This window comes from Methanosarcina siciliae T4/M (assembly GCF_000970085.1).
GTDB lineage: Archaea > Halobacteriota > Methanosarcinia > Methanosarcinales > Methanosarcinaceae > Methanosarcina > Methanosarcina siciliae.
Map to the genome: position 1 here is coordinate 2,464,232 of NZ_CP009506.1, position 14,966 is coordinate 2,479,197.

At 42.4% G+C, this 14,966-nt stretch carries 12 protein-coding genes and 1 pseudogene; 7 read left to right on the forward strand and 6 right to left on the reverse strand.

The window, feature by feature from the left end; genetic code table 11:
- Positions 1 to 12: 12 nt before the first annotated feature.
- From MSSIT_RS22015 to pdxS, 3 genes are all read right to left on the reverse strand, one after another.
- A protein-coding gene (locus tag MSSIT_RS22015) for an IS630 family transposase (protein WP_231590511.1) occupies positions 13 to 1,144 on the reverse strand; the annotation gives its coding sequence in 2 pieces (ribosomal slippage) (positions 13 to 712 and positions 711 to 1,144; 1,134 coding nt in all).
- Positions 1,145 to 1,840: 696 nt separating this feature from the next.
- Complete coding sequence (gene pdxT / locus MSSIT_RS10470) at positions 1,841 to 2,440, reverse strand: pyridoxal 5'-phosphate synthase glutaminase subunit PdxT (protein WP_048172233.1); 600 nt, start codon at positions 2,438 to 2,440, stop codon at positions 1,841 to 1,843.
- 284 nt (positions 2,441 to 2,724) lie between these two features.
- Entirely contained in the window at positions 2,725 to 3,621 is an 897-nt protein-coding gene (pdxS, locus tag MSSIT_RS10475; RefSeq protein ID WP_048172235.1) for a pyridoxal 5'-phosphate synthase lyase subunit PdxS, read from the reverse strand.
- Positions 3,622 to 4,401: 780 nt separating this feature from the next.
- On the opposite strand from pdxS, the gene MSSIT_RS10480 reads away from it, so the two are divergent.
- Entirely contained in the window at positions 4,402 to 5,973 is a 1,572-nt protein-coding gene (locus tag MSSIT_RS10480; protein ID WP_048172236.1) for an MAST domain-containing protein, read from the forward strand.
- A 336-nt stretch (positions 5,974 to 6,309) separates the two neighbouring features.
- On the opposite strand, the gene MSSIT_RS10485 is transcribed toward MSSIT_RS10480, so the two are convergent.
- Entirely contained in the window at positions 6,310 to 7,365 is a 1,056-nt protein-coding gene (locus tag MSSIT_RS10485; RefSeq protein ID WP_048172239.1) for a phosphatase PAP2 family protein, read from the reverse strand.
- Positions 7,366 to 7,582: 217 nt separating this feature from the next.
- Here MSSIT_RS10485 and MSSIT_RS10490 point away from each other — a divergent pair, with 217 nt between their 5' ends.
- From MSSIT_RS10490 to MSSIT_RS10505, 4 genes are all read left to right on the forward strand, one after another.
- On the forward strand, positions 7,583 to 8,032 hold the full coding sequence (locus MSSIT_RS10490) for a hypothetical protein (RefSeq protein ID WP_048172241.1): 450 nt from the start codon (positions 7,583 to 7,585) through the stop codon (positions 8,030 to 8,032).
- A 334-nt stretch (positions 8,033 to 8,366) separates the two neighbouring features.
- Positions 8,367 to 9,236, forward strand: a complete 870-nt coding sequence (locus tag MSSIT_RS10495) for a dienelactone hydrolase family protein (protein WP_048172243.1) — start codon at positions 8,367 to 8,369, stop codon at positions 9,234 to 9,236.
- A 286-nt stretch (positions 9,237 to 9,522) separates the two neighbouring features.
- Positions 9,523 to 10,575 carry a metal-dependent hydrolase gene (locus tag MSSIT_RS10500; protein WP_048172244.1) on the forward strand — a complete coding sequence of 351 codons (1,053 nt, stop codon included), beginning with the start codon at positions 9,523 to 9,525 and terminating at the stop codon, positions 10,573 to 10,575.
- A gap of 217 nt (positions 10,576 to 10,792) precedes the next feature.
- Positions 10,793 to 12,004: a metal-dependent hydrolase gene (locus tag MSSIT_RS10505; protein WP_048172247.1), complete on the forward strand. Its 1,212-nt coding sequence runs from the start codon at positions 10,793 to 10,795 to the stop codon at positions 12,002 to 12,004.
- Positions 12,005 to 12,203: 199 nt separating this feature from the next.
- Here the strand turns inward: MSSIT_RS10505 and MSSIT_RS10510 are convergent, their stop codons facing one another.
- Both MSSIT_RS10510 and MSSIT_RS22020 read right to left on the reverse strand, forming a co-directional pair.
- Positions 12,204 to 12,815 carry a superoxide dismutase gene (locus tag MSSIT_RS10510; protein ID WP_048174683.1) on the reverse strand — a complete coding sequence of 204 codons (612 nt, stop codon included), beginning with the start codon at positions 12,813 to 12,815 and terminating at the stop codon, positions 12,204 to 12,206.
- 571 nt (positions 12,816 to 13,386) lie between these two features.
- Positions 13,387 to 13,608 (reverse strand): annotated as a pseudogene (locus MSSIT_RS22020) (IS66 family transposase); the annotation flags it as partial.
- A gap of 368 nt (positions 13,609 to 13,976) precedes the next feature.
- Here MSSIT_RS22020 and MSSIT_RS10515 point away from each other — a divergent pair.
- Together MSSIT_RS10515 and MSSIT_RS10520 are read left to right on the forward strand one after the other, a co-directional pair.
- Positions 13,977 to 14,462 (forward strand): MarR family winged helix-turn-helix transcriptional regulator, encoded by a 486-nt coding sequence (locus tag MSSIT_RS10515; protein ID WP_048172248.1) that lies wholly within the window; start codon positions 13,977 to 13,979, stop codon positions 14,460 to 14,462.
- Positions 14,463 to 14,593: 131 nt separating this feature from the next.
- Positions 14,594 to 14,959, forward strand: coding sequence for a TrmB family transcriptional regulator (locus MSSIT_RS10520; protein ID WP_048172250.1), 366 nt, complete (start codon positions 14,594 to 14,596; stop codon positions 14,957 to 14,959).
- Positions 14,960 to 14,966: the final 7 nt, after the last annotated feature.

Consider the following 14,966-nt stretch of genomic DNA (forward strand, 5'->3'; position numbering starts at 1 on the left):
ACTAGTGTCGAGTCAATTCTCAATTGTCGGATAAAGACGTGACAATTTTATCCTTGCATCGTCTGTTGTAAATTGCCAATTAACCTTTGAATTTTTGTTGTTTCTGTAATTTTGCCATGCCAAAACTTCTTTCTTAACAAGCTCGATGTTATCCATTCTCCTTTTCAAACATTGACCTGTAAGTACGTTCAGTTCAATCTCTGCCATGTTCAACCAGCTTCCATGTTTTGGTGTGTACACGAACTCAAATCTGTCCCATAGCGCCTTTGCTTTGGGTGGTGGAAATGTTTCATAGAGAGATCCAGGTATATGCGTGTTTAGATTGTCCATTACTAACGTAATTTTATCTGCATTTTTATGTTGAACTTCTATTTCTTCCAGGAAATAAGCCCAGTCTCGCTTTGTTCTTCTTTCAGTAATCTTTACCATTCTTTTCCCTGTCAACGGTTCACAGGCAAGGAATACATTGCACATTCCATTTCGCTCATATTCATAATCGTACCTGGCTGGCTTTCCTGGTGAGCAGGAAATAGGAATCCTGGTTTCTGCAATCAGTTGTTTTGGGGATTCGTCCATACATACAACAGGGTTTCGTGGATCAAACGGACGTTTATAAACATCCAGAACCATTTCCATATTTGCAACAAAGCTACTGTTTTGTTCCGGAGGAATTACCCATCCTTTCTTTTGCCAGGGTTTGATTTCGTTTTTTTAAAGTACGCCGTACTGTTTCGTGAGAAATATCCTCGAAATAGCCAAGTTCTACAGCCTTATCGGCTAATAATCTCAAAGACCACCTTGCAAAACCTTCAGGGGGTTGACTGCAACTAAGGGCGATTAAATGGGCTTCAGCGTCACCATCAACTTTTTTAGTATAAATGCGATCACTTTCTTTCCCGTTGAGGGCAACTTCAAGGCCTTCTTCAACAAATCTCTTCTTAACACGGTCAATTTTTTTCATACTAATATTCAGGACACGTGAGATTTCTTCATTGGTTGAATGGTTAACATTCAATTCACTTTTATCGCAATTAAGCAAGATCAGAGCATTGAGGACTTGTTGAGAGTTATGTTTTCCTTTTGAAGCAAGTTCACAAAGAGATCTACGTTCATCTTCGGTAAGTGTCACAGTATATCTAATCATAAGTAATACTTATGAAGATCATTCAATATAACACTTACGACATTTCATTATTGACGAGACACTAGATAGTTCAGGATATTTTGTAGCCATGGAAAAATCAACTGTTGAAGACATTATGATACCTTAGACGAATCTTTTTAAATTTAGCAATATACTTTGTATTTAAAAACGTTTCTTTTATTAATTATATCCCATGCATAGGTTTTGTCGTAAAACCTATGAAAGCAAGGACAGCAGCAAAACCACGAAATTAAAGATAAGTTTGCAGATTTCAAGTGAGTTAAGAGATCAGAGCCAAATCCAGACACTGACATGTCCGAAAACCTGAGCCTCTCAGACAGCCTTAGAATCAATTTTTTTAAAAAATAACCATATCCACAAAAAGTCAACATCGACACATAAAATAAATTAAATTAGTAAAACGCACTCAATTTTTCATTTTTTTAAAACAGTAACCTGAAAAGAAGTACTATTAAACCGCGTTTTGCATGCATCTAAAACCTATAACAGTATGAATTTAAGATATGATTACAAAAAAGTATTTATCCTTATTAATATGGTTGCAATGGGTATATAACTTTGAAGCCATCAAAAAACAGAGAACAAAATAGAAGAAAAAGGAGCCGGGAAGGAAAGAGGCAAAAAATGGGGAGTTAGCTGTCGGAAACAAAACCGCAAACCTGTTCCGAATGCCTCTTAACAGCTCAAAACCTTATCAAGGAAATACTGGTGGATGCGCAGATCATCGGTTAATTCCGGATGGAAAGCAAGAGCCAGCACATTTCCCTGCTCTGCAGCAATAATCATGTCTTCAAGCCTGGAAAGCACGCGCACACCAGGCCCGCAGCTAATGATTCCCGGAGCCCGGATGAACACCCCGGTAAACGGAGAGTCAAGAATAACCACATCAAGCTCTGCCTCAAAGGAATCCCTCTGTCTCCCAAAAGCGTTCCTGTTAACCCTGGTATCCATGATCCCGAGCAGCTCCTGCCCGGTTTTTTCTACCTGCCGGTCCCCTTCCTTTGCAAGCACGATCAGCCCCGCACAGGTCCCGAGAACCGGAACTCCCCTTGCAGCAGCCTCCTTAATCTCCTCTCCAATTCCCTCACGCGCAAGCAGCCGGCAGAGCGTTGTGCTCTCCCCGCCGGGGATCACAATTCCGCTGCACTCCGGAACAATCCCCTTATGCTTTATCTCAACTACCTCAGCCTCAACCCCTCTCTCTGCAAGGGCTCTCCTCAAAGCATCAACATGCTCGGAAACCGCTCCCTGAATAGCGATTACACCTATCTTCATGAAAAACACCATTTTCCGGAAATTAATCCTCTATTTCTTTAATCAAAAACCCTGAAAAAATAAATTGATTTTATTCTTACAAACCTGCAAGAATAAATCTGTTTTTAAAAAATTGAATTTTAGCCCCTTGAAAGAAGCTAATTATTATAATCCGTTTATGGTCCTCTTGCGCGAAACTGTCTGTAAAAACCCGTAAATTAGTCCTCTTGAGCGAGCGAAGCGAGTGAAAAGGACGGCGGGCTCCCGAATCGCAATTCGGGTGACGCAACTCGGGATTGTGGATTTTACCAACCGCGCTCCTGAAGGGCTTCCTGGGCAGGGATCATGTCAGCACTTATGCCTTTCATGCCCGCGCCCACGCCTTTTGAGATCTCGGCAAGTTTTGCAGGGTTATCGTAGTTATTTACGGCTTCAACGACTGCTTTTGCCATCTTTTCAGGGTTTTCGGCTTTAAAGATGCCTGAGCCTACAAAAACCCCGTCCGCACCAAGGCGCATCATAAGCGCGGCATCGGCAGGGGTTGCAACTCCTCCGGCTGCAAAGTTTACTACAGGCAGGCGCTGCATTTTGGATGTTTCGACCACAAGCTCGATCGGGGCTTCGATTTCCCTGGCAACCATTATAAGTTCTTCTTTGGTCTTGCCTGCAAGGGCCCGGATTTCACCCTGGATCTGCTTCATATGCTTTACTGCCTGGCTAACGTCACCTGTTCCGGCTTCACCTTTGGTCCGGATCATGGCTGCGCCTTCGTTGATCCTGCGGAGGGCTTCTCCGAGGTTTCTGGCTCCACAGACAAAAGGCACTGTAAACTGTGTTTTGTCTATGTGATAGAAAGGATCCGCAGGAGTAAGGACTTCTGACTCATCCACCATGTCAACACCGAGGGCCTCCAGAATTTCGGCTTCGACAAAGTGTCCTATCCTTGCTTTTGCCATAACGGGGATGGTGACCGTGTCAATAATCTGTTGTACGATTTCGGGATCTGCCATCCTGGCGACCCCCCCAGCCTTTCGGATATCTGCAGGTACAGCTTGAAGGGCCATAACAGCAACTGCTCCGGCTTCTTCTGCAATCCTGGCCTGTTCCGGGGTTGTAACGTCCATGATCACACCCCCCTTCTGCATCCGTGCAAAGCCCCTTTTGATAAGTTCGGTCCCATGTCTCAATTTTTCAAAGTCCATGAATGTCATCCTCTTTGTTTTGATAAGATTTCTATGGTATATTGCCGTGGGAGATCTCTTCCACAGGTGAAACGGCCATCAGGTCTTTTCCACCAGTTGCAACCAGCAGGTTGCGGTTATCAGTATGCTGTTTCTCCAGTTAATTGTGAATACGCTCAATAGTTAAAAGCATTATTTAAGCTATTCCTTAATAGGAGAGTACAGAATAAATTAACTTGCAATGATATAAAATTTTTATTTTTTTATTGAAAATTAATATTTTTAATAACTATCCTGTTTTTCCGGCCATTTACCCCGAAAGTACTCCTGAACCCTTAATGAAATTCTGCGCTATACTGTCAAAAAGTATATTTATAAGTTAACTTTTCGGTTTGACATGATGATCTCAGCCTTCATATAATTTCAATCTTCATAATACATCCTTTAAGGTTTGGTACGATCCCTGAACCAGAACATGGATAGAAACTGACTCTCCTACGTTCAATTATCCAATATAAAGTTTTTGTAAATAGCCTGAGAGATGGGATGGGAAATTCTTTTAAGAAAATGATACATACTTCTTTAATTCCTCTTAGATATCAAACAGGGCATTTGAGGGGCTACATGAAAAAATAATTATAAGATGTGCTAAATCATTACATAAGGTTATTTTTTCCGGATAGTTATATAAGGTTATTTTTTCCGGATAGTTATATAAGGTTATTTTTTCCGGATAGTTTCTGGATTTCAGGTGCTTACTAATTTAAAAAACAGATTTACTTATGTCTGGGGGATTCGAAAATGAAGATTAAAAATCTGGAAGTATCATTGTTATGTGCATTTTTGCTTACCGCCCTTATCGCGTTACCGGCATATGCCCAGATGGGACCTGGAGGCAATTCAGGTATGGGTAATTCAGGTGCAGGAACGGGATATGGAATGGCGCAAGGTTACGGTTTTGCGCAGTATGACGGCAGGTTTAATGGCTTTGGGTCAATGACCTTTGAAGAAGCCGCAGATACCTTCGGGATTCCGGTTGAAGACGCGATCTCTGACCTGGAGCTTCCGGAAGATCTGGATACACAGCTTACCATTCTGGAGATCGAAGAGCAGTATGGGGTTTCAGGGCAGGAAATTGCCAGTTACATGGTAATGAACATGCAGCAACTGAATACAACCCTTAACCCGAGGGGAAGGCTCCTGATGCGTCAGGAAGCCATTCAGGCCATGAGGGCCGGGAGGGGTAATGGGATGTATTTCATGCGGCAGGGAAGCTTTGCCTACGGGAACTTTACCACTTTTAGCTTCGACGAAAGCGGGGCAATAGAAGACTTTGCCGTAAGCGGAAACCTGCTCTTTGATTCGGTTGATGTCTCGGACTTTGAGTACCTTGACGAACAGGTAACGGAAACAACAGCCTTTTACCAGGGCGCTGACAGCCAGATCCTGATTCAGGATTCCCCAATGGGAATTTTCCAGGTAAGAGCTTTTGCAGACAAAACCGTCACTTACAACCTTGCAGAGGGAGTAACGGCAAGCCTGGAAGAAAACATTTCCAGCGAACTTGAGAATGCAGTTCCGATAAAAATTACCTCTGATAATTTTGAGGGCTACCTCCTGTTTTTCAGGAATCCCCTTGCCGAAGATCCTGATGTAGATATTAACGGGACTGAAGCGGAAATCTCGGACGATAAGATCACGGTCAAACTTGTCGAAGATAGTGTGGCAATGTTCAGGGCAAGTCCGATGCAGCCTTCATTGATGCAGACCGGATACAGATACAGTAATAATTATACCTACATGAATCAGGTGTTTAACAGGGAAATAGCAACCGGAAGATTCGGAGCTGAGATGGCTCTTCGGGCAGGCTCGGATTATGCTCCGGTCACAAATTATGCCCCTGTTGGCCTGAAGATAAGGGAAAGAGATCAGGACCGCATTGTCCTCGATGTTGAATCCGAACTGCCAGATGGAAGAGTCGTCTATATAAATGTAGACAATGAAACCATCAACCTCACCAATCCCGACCGCCTGAGACTCAGGTATGACGGAACGGTAATTGAAGAAGCTGGCAGCATCGACGAGCTCTTTGCAGGCGGAAGCAACCCCCTCTGCTACAGGCAATACGAAAATGGGACAGCTTCAATTGCAGTATATATTCCGCAGTTTTCGGAACATGAGATCATAATAGACCTTGAGCCCGAAGGAGAGGAAGGTTCAGAAGACCTTGAAGCCCAGGATGAAGAAGACCTGGAAACAGGAGAATCTGCAGCTCAGGACGAAGAAGGAGAAACTGAATCATCTCCGGCTTTTGAGTTAGGGTTTGCAGTTACAGGCCTGGCAGTGGCATACGGACTGAGGCACAGGAAATAAAAACTCAGCACCGTGAGTTCTGTATCAGGAATCCGGTAATCTCATCCCCTCAAAAGGGGAAATTTGTATTTCCGGTTCCTGATTTATTACTTTATTTCATTCGAACCGTAAAACATTATTCACTATATTGAGTCGTTCTTGTCCCGCTCGACACAGGAGAGCGGTATTTCCCAAAAAGACTGAAAAGAAGGAGAAAAAACAGTAAAGTAAGAAACTATCAAAGAAGCTGTAATAACAAACGGAAAAGAACAAATCAAGCTATATCAAAAAATACCCTTATTCTGTGTCTCTTTTTCAATCAAAATTCTTTTTTCGGCTTTTTGTACAGAGCTCTTACTACTCTTCTAGCTGTTTTTCGATTCCCGAAGAATTTTCCATTACTTCTTCTCTTCCGTACAGGTCAAGCTTTGTACAGATACTTGCAGAAACCCATATGGTAAGCGCAGGGATGAAGGCTTTTAAAAATTCCATGAGATTAGTTCCAGAGTAACTGGCAGGTTCCACTGTGGCAAATCCAAAATCAAGAACAAGGGTGGATACCCCGAACAGCATGAGGGCGATAAATACCCGTGTAGCCCGCTGTCCTGCATCTCCGGAATCTTCCGGGAGTCCTTTTCGTATTATGAGGAGATATGCCATGTTTGCGCCAAGGAAAAAGCCCGCTACTTCGCCGCTGACAAGAGACATGGCTACAAGCAGGGTGGGGACTACAAACATAACGGAGTAGAAAAAGAGATTTTTCTGCCTTAAAGCAGGTTCAAAGTTTTCTTTTTTGAAAAATTCATCTTTCAAGGAGCTTTTGAGGAAGTACGAAAAGGCGACAAAGATAGTTAAGCCCAGGACAGCGCCCCCAAGGACATCACCCAGAAAGTGCCTCCCCAGGTATATTCTTGAAAAAGCTACGAGCAACACTGCTGCAGGAACCAGCCTGCCGATTCTTCTGCTGTTGAAGACGCTGGACGCCCCTCCCCAGAGCACAGTGGTAAGTGCAACATGCCCCGACGGAAAACCGAAAGGAGAATCAGGCAGAGGGTCCTGAAGGCGGAAAGCTTCAAGGATTTCCCTGTCCGGCAGTTTGAAAAAGCCCGTTTCTCCGTTTCCATTAAAGGGAGAGGTATTTTTGATTCCGTATTCCAGGTTGACTACCCTGCTGTCGACAAAATCCGGCCTTGGGAAGGCGATCAATGCCTTAAAGGTCTCGGTAAGGAGAGCAGTCCAGATCAGCAGCTGGAACAGAAGAAAACCCTTCCTGAAATCAATCCCGAAAGTGGTGATGATTATTATGCCGGCAAAAAAGGCGGCAGACCCCATTGAAGTTATCAAAAACATGAGGAAAGTAAACCATTCGGTCCCGAGGGACTGGAGGTAAAGTATGGGTTCGGTCTGGAACAAAGGATTTGTCTCCTGCTTAATGCTTTCCGGCAGGCATGTATCCGGCTCTATCCAGAAAGCGGGGAATCTGTAAAAAGTTTATGTTAAGTTTAGCATTTGACCCCACATAATAAATATATGGAAAATTAATAAAAATGTGAAAAAAATATTTATGATTTTGAGATCAATAATGTGATCATATTTTTTCTAATCAGATTGCAACATCAAGGTCGATTACTTGAAGCCAAACCAGATAGACGACACCCGAAGAAAAAGAGCTGTAATCATTTTCCTTGCCGCCATGATTTTCGTCTCGGTAAAGGGATATTTGTCCCCGGTAGTAGGTGTCGGTTTCATCCTCCAGAAAGAAGTGGTCGGAGTTTCAGGAGAAGAGAGGACTATTATCTTCCAGAACGGCCCTGAAGGAGTTCTGGTCCAGAACGTAACCTGCAGAGAACTGCTCCCGGAGAGTGAAAATCTCCAGATCAACGAGTCCGTAGAAGCCGAACTAAAAACCATGTACCCGGAAATTGAGTACGTTGTCATAATGCGGCTCTGCGTTGAAGACGAAGTAAGGGAATACAGGGCAAGCAGGGAGGACTTCAATACGCTGGAAGTGGGAAGAGTGGCCAAGTTCAGGGTTTACCGCTCCGAAAGGGACCTGATCGAGAGGATAGTCGAGATGTAAGCTCTGCAGCCGGCGCCTGCTATCAAACTATCTTTTTAATTTGTTCCTTTCAGAGTTGTTTCCCGATTATTTTCTTGTTTTTCCCGTTATTTTCTGTTTTTCCGGTCTATTTCTGCTTTTCTCTTTCGCGGAAAATTTCGTTCCTTCAGTTTTATATCCGGTGATATATAATTTTCATATATTCTGTATATACCGGAAATAATGAGCCATCGTAAATATCTGCCATAATATTCGATATTTCCGGAAATTTGATGTTCTGGAACATTGGAAATCCCGGAAATTCAATATTCTGGAATACGATATTTCCGGCATATGCACGTTTGAGGGGGATTAAATGAAATTCATGAAAACACTACTCTTGCTTTTGCTCATAGTATGCCTTATAGGCGTTTCAGGCTGCACGAGTTCGGAAGATTCCGAACCTGAAGTTCCTGTGCCCGATACTCCTGAACCCAGTCCCGATGTCCCGGCTGTTCCCAGAGCAGCAGGAAACACTTCAACTGACATCCTGAACGAGACCGTTAACATCACAGGTGAGAGCCAGGCCTATCCAAGTTATACAGCTGCTCCGGCTGCAGAGGGAAAATATCCGGCAGTGGTGCTGATCCACTCCTTTAACGGCTTTGAACCCGGATACCAGGAGATGGTGGACGGGATGGCAGCAGACGGGTTTGTTGTGGTTGCTCCGCAGTGGCAGACCTATTCCCGCTCGCCTCCGGATTCAGAGATGGAGGCCCTTGTCAGAAACAGTGTAAGTTACCTGGAGAGCAGGGATGATGTTGATCCGGAAAAAATTGGTCTCACCGGTTTTTGTGCGGGCGGCAGGTATACCATGCTTTTCCTGCCCCAGATAGAGGAATTCAATTCAGGGGTTGCCTGGTATGGTTTTCCGTATTCAGGTGGAACTGAGACCCGGCCGGAAGCACCTGCAAACCTGACCGACCAGCTTGAAGCCCCGATCCTTATCATCCACGGAACTCGCGACCAGGCGAGCAATGTCTCGGATATCTACCGGTACGCCACCGAGCTGGATGCCGCTGACAAATATTTCGAACTGAAAGTTTACCAGGGAGAACCACACGGTTTCATGGTCCAAGACGGAGAACTTTCCGAAAGCTTCGTTGCCCGGGACGCATATGATGAGATGATTGATTTCTTTGACAGGACACTGAATTCAGGGACAATGAATAATTCGTCCCAGTGACCTGAGAGAGCACTATCAGTCTCATCAATTCATTTTTTTATAAAAATAGCCTTTCAGTCCATTTTATTATAATAGGGATATATTTTGCCAGTATCATAAATATTGTCTGTATCTCTGAATTTTGCCAGTATCTCTGAATTTATCTTTTAACAGGTTGTTTTTTACTTTACATTATTGCTGAAAGTAGAGACAACTTTGCAACTTCCGAATACGATTTTCAAAAAAGCAATATATATTAAATCCATAATATTAAAATAAAAAATGTTCTTGCCCGAAACATGGACTTATGGTAAACACACTTTCTCACCTGGGAATAGGTTTGCTGATTGCGCTGGCTCTGGGCCTGAGGGGAAAGAAACTAAAAGTTGTTGCTTTTCTCTCCGTGCTCCCTGATCTGGACGTTATCCCGTATTCGTTGTTCCTCGCTGTCAACAGCAGCCTGTCCCATGAGTCCCGGAACCAGCTATTCTACCTGTTCGGGCACAGGGAGTTCACGCACTCAATTCTTTTCATACTTCTGGTTACACTTTTAATCTGGGTAAAAACAAGAGACTGGATTTTTACCTATGGGGGATTCCAGTCCATTTTTCTCCATGTTTATCTGGACTATGTCACAACCTGGAAAATGCGCCCGTTTTATCCGTTCAGTACAGACTCTTCCATTATAGGGGCAGTTTATTTCTATGACCCCCTGCTAAATTTGCTTCCATTCCTGCCCCTCTTCATTGTAATTGCAGGGAATTTGAAACGCAGGGGGAGGCTAAACGGCAGATTCGACAACTTTTGCGTTTATATAGGTAAGAACGCCGATAAACTCTATGCTTCCCTGATCCTTGTACTCCTCTTCTGGCTTGCTTTTATGCCGGTTTCAAAAGCCTTCCTCATCAATCATATATCCTGGACAGAAGAAGCCGAAATAAGCTACCAGAATACATATCCTGAAGCCACAGGCAGGTTCCTGACTGCATACTCTTTTAATTCTACTCATTACAAGGTTCTGGAAGTTAGTTATCTTTCAGGAATCGAGAAAAGCAAATATGTTGAAAAAATATTGATAAATGGAGATATTCCTGATGCTTCTGCCTACATTGAAAAGGCTGAAAAGCTCTATAGTGCCGGCCTTCCTCAGGAAATAGACTATCCGGTTTATGTGGTTTCTGAAGACGATGACTCTGTAACGGTAACCCTGAGTGATGCAAGAAATCCTTATGTTGAAAACTGGGCTTACTTCAACTCTATTTACAGGTTTATTTTTGACAAAAGGAATGAGGAATATCATGTTTACGCAAGTGTCCAGGGAGGACCGGAAGAGGAACTTAACAGAAACTGGTTTGAATGATCCAGTTCAGATGACCATTTCGTCTTTTTTCCAGAGCGGATATAAATTATCCTCTCATTTATATAATAAGAGCCAAATATACAGGAGCGAAGCACTATAGCAGTAGAACTTCTCTATCAGAAGAGCTTTAGAACTGAAGTGTTTCCAGAAATATAGTTTTCCAAAACTTATTCATTAAACACACCACAAATAATACGGAAAAATTCACGGTATATTTATGGTAAACACAATTTCCCATATAGGAATCGGTCTGCTTCTTGCCTATGCCCTGGGCTTGAAAGGAAAAAAAAGGCTTGGCCTGGTTCTTCTTTCTATAATCCCTGACCTGGACTATTTCAGCTACTCGCTCTTTACGCTCATTAACGGAAGCGTAAGTCACGAGATGAGAAACCAGCTTTTCTATTTGTTGGGTCACAGGGAGTTTACGCATTCGATTTTTTTTGCTTTTCTTGTCGCACTTCTTATCTGGTTCAGAACTAAAGACAGGGCTTTTGCATTCGGAGGGTTTCAGGCACTTTTCCTGCACATCCTCCTGGATTACACTACCATCGCAAAAATGCGTCCCTTCTATCCGTTCAGCACAAATGAATCCGCCCTTAGAGCCCTTTACCCCTTCGACCCTGTGATAAATATCATACCCTTGCTACCGGTTTTCATAGTAGCTGCGGAATATATGAAAAACAGGGACAAATGGAGGCTTGGAACCGGAGTTAAATGGAATTTTAAAAGCAAGAAGAGACGGCCTTTTAAGGGCAGAGACAGCTGGAGCCTAAAAAGTAGAGACAGCCTTAAAAACAAAAACAACCTCAAAAACAGAGATATACTGAACAGAAAATTAAGCGGACTGAAAAAATTAAGTGTATTAAACGGGTTCCATGGTTTTGTAAACAGGCATGAAGGCAAATTTTATGCTTCTTTTATCCTGATTCTCCTTGTTTGGACCACAATATTCCCTATTGCAAAAGTCCTCCTGATAGACAGCATCTCCAGGGAAGAAGGAACCAAGATCAGCTACAATGACACCTATCCTATATCGATCGGCAAATTCCTGGCAGCATATTCGTATGATGATACCCGGTATAAACTCCTGAAAGTCAGCTACTGGTCAGGAGTCGAAAAAAGCTTCTACGTTGAAAAAGTAACCGTGACCGGAGACGTCCCGGATGCCTCCGCCTATGCCGAAAGAGCCGGGAGGCTATACGGGAATTCAGTGCCTCAGGCGATCGATTATCCTGTATATTCGGTTTCGGAAAAAGATGGGGATGTAACCGTAATATTAAGCGATGCCAGAAATCCGTATGTTAAAAATTGGCCTTATTTTGATACGGTTTACAGGTTTGTTTTTGACAGGGAAAGCGGAGAATACGAGGTATATGAGAGTCACTACGGAAGAGCAGAAAAGAAGCTTGATAAAAACTATTTTGAGTGAACCTTGAGTGAACCTTGAGTGAACCTTGAGTGAACCCTGGAAGCAAAAAGCATTTTGAGAAAAACCGGAGTCGTTTCCGATTACACTTCATCCAAAAAATGTAATCGGAATAACATAACTATGCTTAAACAACATAATTATGCCGAATTATGCTGAAAAATAATTTTCCGATTATTATGTCGAAAAATATCTTCCCGATTTATTTCTGAATCTTTTTGAAGTACTTGTCTAGTTCTTCCCAGTCGATTATGTTCCAGAACCCTTCTATGAATTTGCCCCTATCATTCTTGTAATCAATGTAGTAGGCGTGCTCCCAGACATCCAGGTCCATAATGATCGGGAAATCAGGGACCAGGTTTACATTATGCTTTTCTATCTGTACGATCCCGAGCCTTTTGGTGTCATTGCAGAAAGTTAAGGCTGCCCAGCCGGAACCTTCGACACTTGATGCTACCTTGGAAAATTCTTTTTTAAATCTTTCAAAACTTCCGAAATCTTCCTTAATTGCTTCAGCAAATTCGCCGACAGGTTCCTTGCTGGCATTGCTTGCAGGAGTCATCTCCCACCAGAAGAAGTCGTGAAGGACATGCCCGCTCAGATTGAAAGACAGAGCTTTTGCAGTTGCCTTATAGTCAAAATCCGTGCCGTCTTTTCTGGCTTTGTCCATCATTTCCAGAAGGGCGTTAGTGTTGTTCACATAACCCTGATGGTGTTTGTCGTGGTGTATGCGCAGCTGTTCTTCGGAAATGTACGGTTCAAGGTCTGCGTATCCGTATTTCAATGGTGGTAACTTGTACAAGTCTTTAGCCATATTATCTACCCTCTTTACAATCAGCTGTTTTGCAGAATTTGCTCCTGAATCGGAATAGAACCCGAGTAGATCAGAATATCTGAATAGACCTGAATAGAATCCGAACGGAATCCAGATAGATCTGAACATAAAATGAAAGGTCTCTGAACAACCTGAATAACGTTCTAGCAGAATCTAAATGGAATCTAACAGAGTCTACACTTTCCAGTCCGAGATTCAATTACAAATCCTGCCTGCTAACCAATTTTCCCCTAAATTATGCTAACAGAAGTCTGTCTTTCAAACTACTCTGTCACAAACTACTCAATCCCAAAATATTCTGCGCTGTATATTTTCAATACAAAGCAAATACATTTCAAATCGCCATCTGGCAATTCTAAATGTAAAATATAATTATACATCAAACCTATTTAAAGGTAAAAGACGAAAAACATAAGATATTTTTGAAGAAATTTATACAAGGTTTCGCCAAACTTTTTGTGTCTTTACAAACTTTTTGTTTCGTAATCGTCAAACAGTTTGTTTCGTATTCTCCAAACCGTTTTTCTGTATTTGTTAGCCTGTAATTATTTGTAGAAATGTACGCCCTAATTCTGCAGAAAGCTTGCGCTCCCTGTGTTGTTCTAAAAATTCCTGATATTTTCTGCTGCAGTTTCATCATCCTGATATCTCTTTCTGCTTGATTATTCTCAAACGGAACTTTCAAATCTGTCAGGAATCTCAGGATCTTTTCTTTGTGTTCTATAAACCGATCCAGCAGATTCCTTGCTTTTGTTTTTGGGTTCTTTTCACGTATTCATTGTTTTTCAGAGAAAACTACTCTCCTGCATCTCTTTATTTTACCATTGTTTTGATGATGTTCCTAAGCGAAGCTCCAAATTTTACCTGCAATTATCCTTTATACGGGTCTGCTTGAGCGCAGCGAAACGAGTGAAAAGAACTGCGGTCGAATTTTTGGAAAATTGCTAATTTTAGGGCAAATTCCTGAAAACGCAAGCAAATTTTGTTGATGGATATTTTTAAATAGTATTATATCCTCTCGATTAGCACAGTTTTGTTGATTTTACATCAATCTGTATCCTAACTATATTTATCTCAACAATTGGAATTTCATCAATTGAAATATCAACTATTACTGTCTTGTAACTCCCTGGAGGAAACATGGACTCTGAATGCGGTAGAAAAGTAAGGTTGATGAACCTTGAATTCCGGGCACTTTACACTAAACTATTTGAAGATCGGTTTTTCCGCAAAATGGCTGCCTCTCAAAATGCCGAAATCAAGGAACTTAACAAAAACCAGCCTCTCGTTATCATGCTAATAGGACTGGTAAAGGAAATTATGCCCTCTACCATCGGGACTTATACGGGTATGGACCGGAGCAGTCTTTCGAGAATGGTGGATTCCCTGGAAGAGAAAGGCTTTGTCCGGAGAAAAAACGATCCTGCAGATCGGAGAAAGGTCCTCGTTTCCTTAACTGAAAAAGGCGAGAGGTGCTATGAGTTCCTGAATGAAATCACTGAGGAAATAGCTGCCGAGATTCTGGGCCTGGGTGAAGAGCAAGATTTCAGGGATTTTGAAAAGAGCCTTGAAACAATGTTGCGAGTCCTGAGAAAAATCGATTCTGCAATAACAAGCAGAAAATAAGATAGGAGACAGGAAACTTTGAAATCAGGACATAAATGTTTAAAAAATCTTAAAATTAAAAATCTACTAAAAAATTTATAAATGTATTGATGCCGAAATTTCGTATTTAGCTTCTTTCATGGAGGAAAGACATGGCCCGGAAACTTATCAATAACCTGCAGAAACTTGGCTTTACCGAAAACGAAGCCAAGATCTATGCTACCCTTGTCTGTATTAATATGGCAACGGCAAGGGAAATCTATGAAACGAGCAGGGTTCCCAGACCCAAGGTGTACAAAGTCCTGAGGGGAATGGAAGAGAAAGGATACGTACAGATAATTGAAGGGGATCCTATTCGTTTCAGCTGCATACGTCCGGAAGACCTCATCACGAGGATCAGAAATGACTTTTTGCTCTCTCTGAACGAGACTTTCTGTCGGCTCCATGCTTTGAACCCTAGCCCTGAAGGGAAAGTCCTCAGTTCCGGAGAATCTATGGAACTCGGAATGGAGTGCTAAAAAGTCT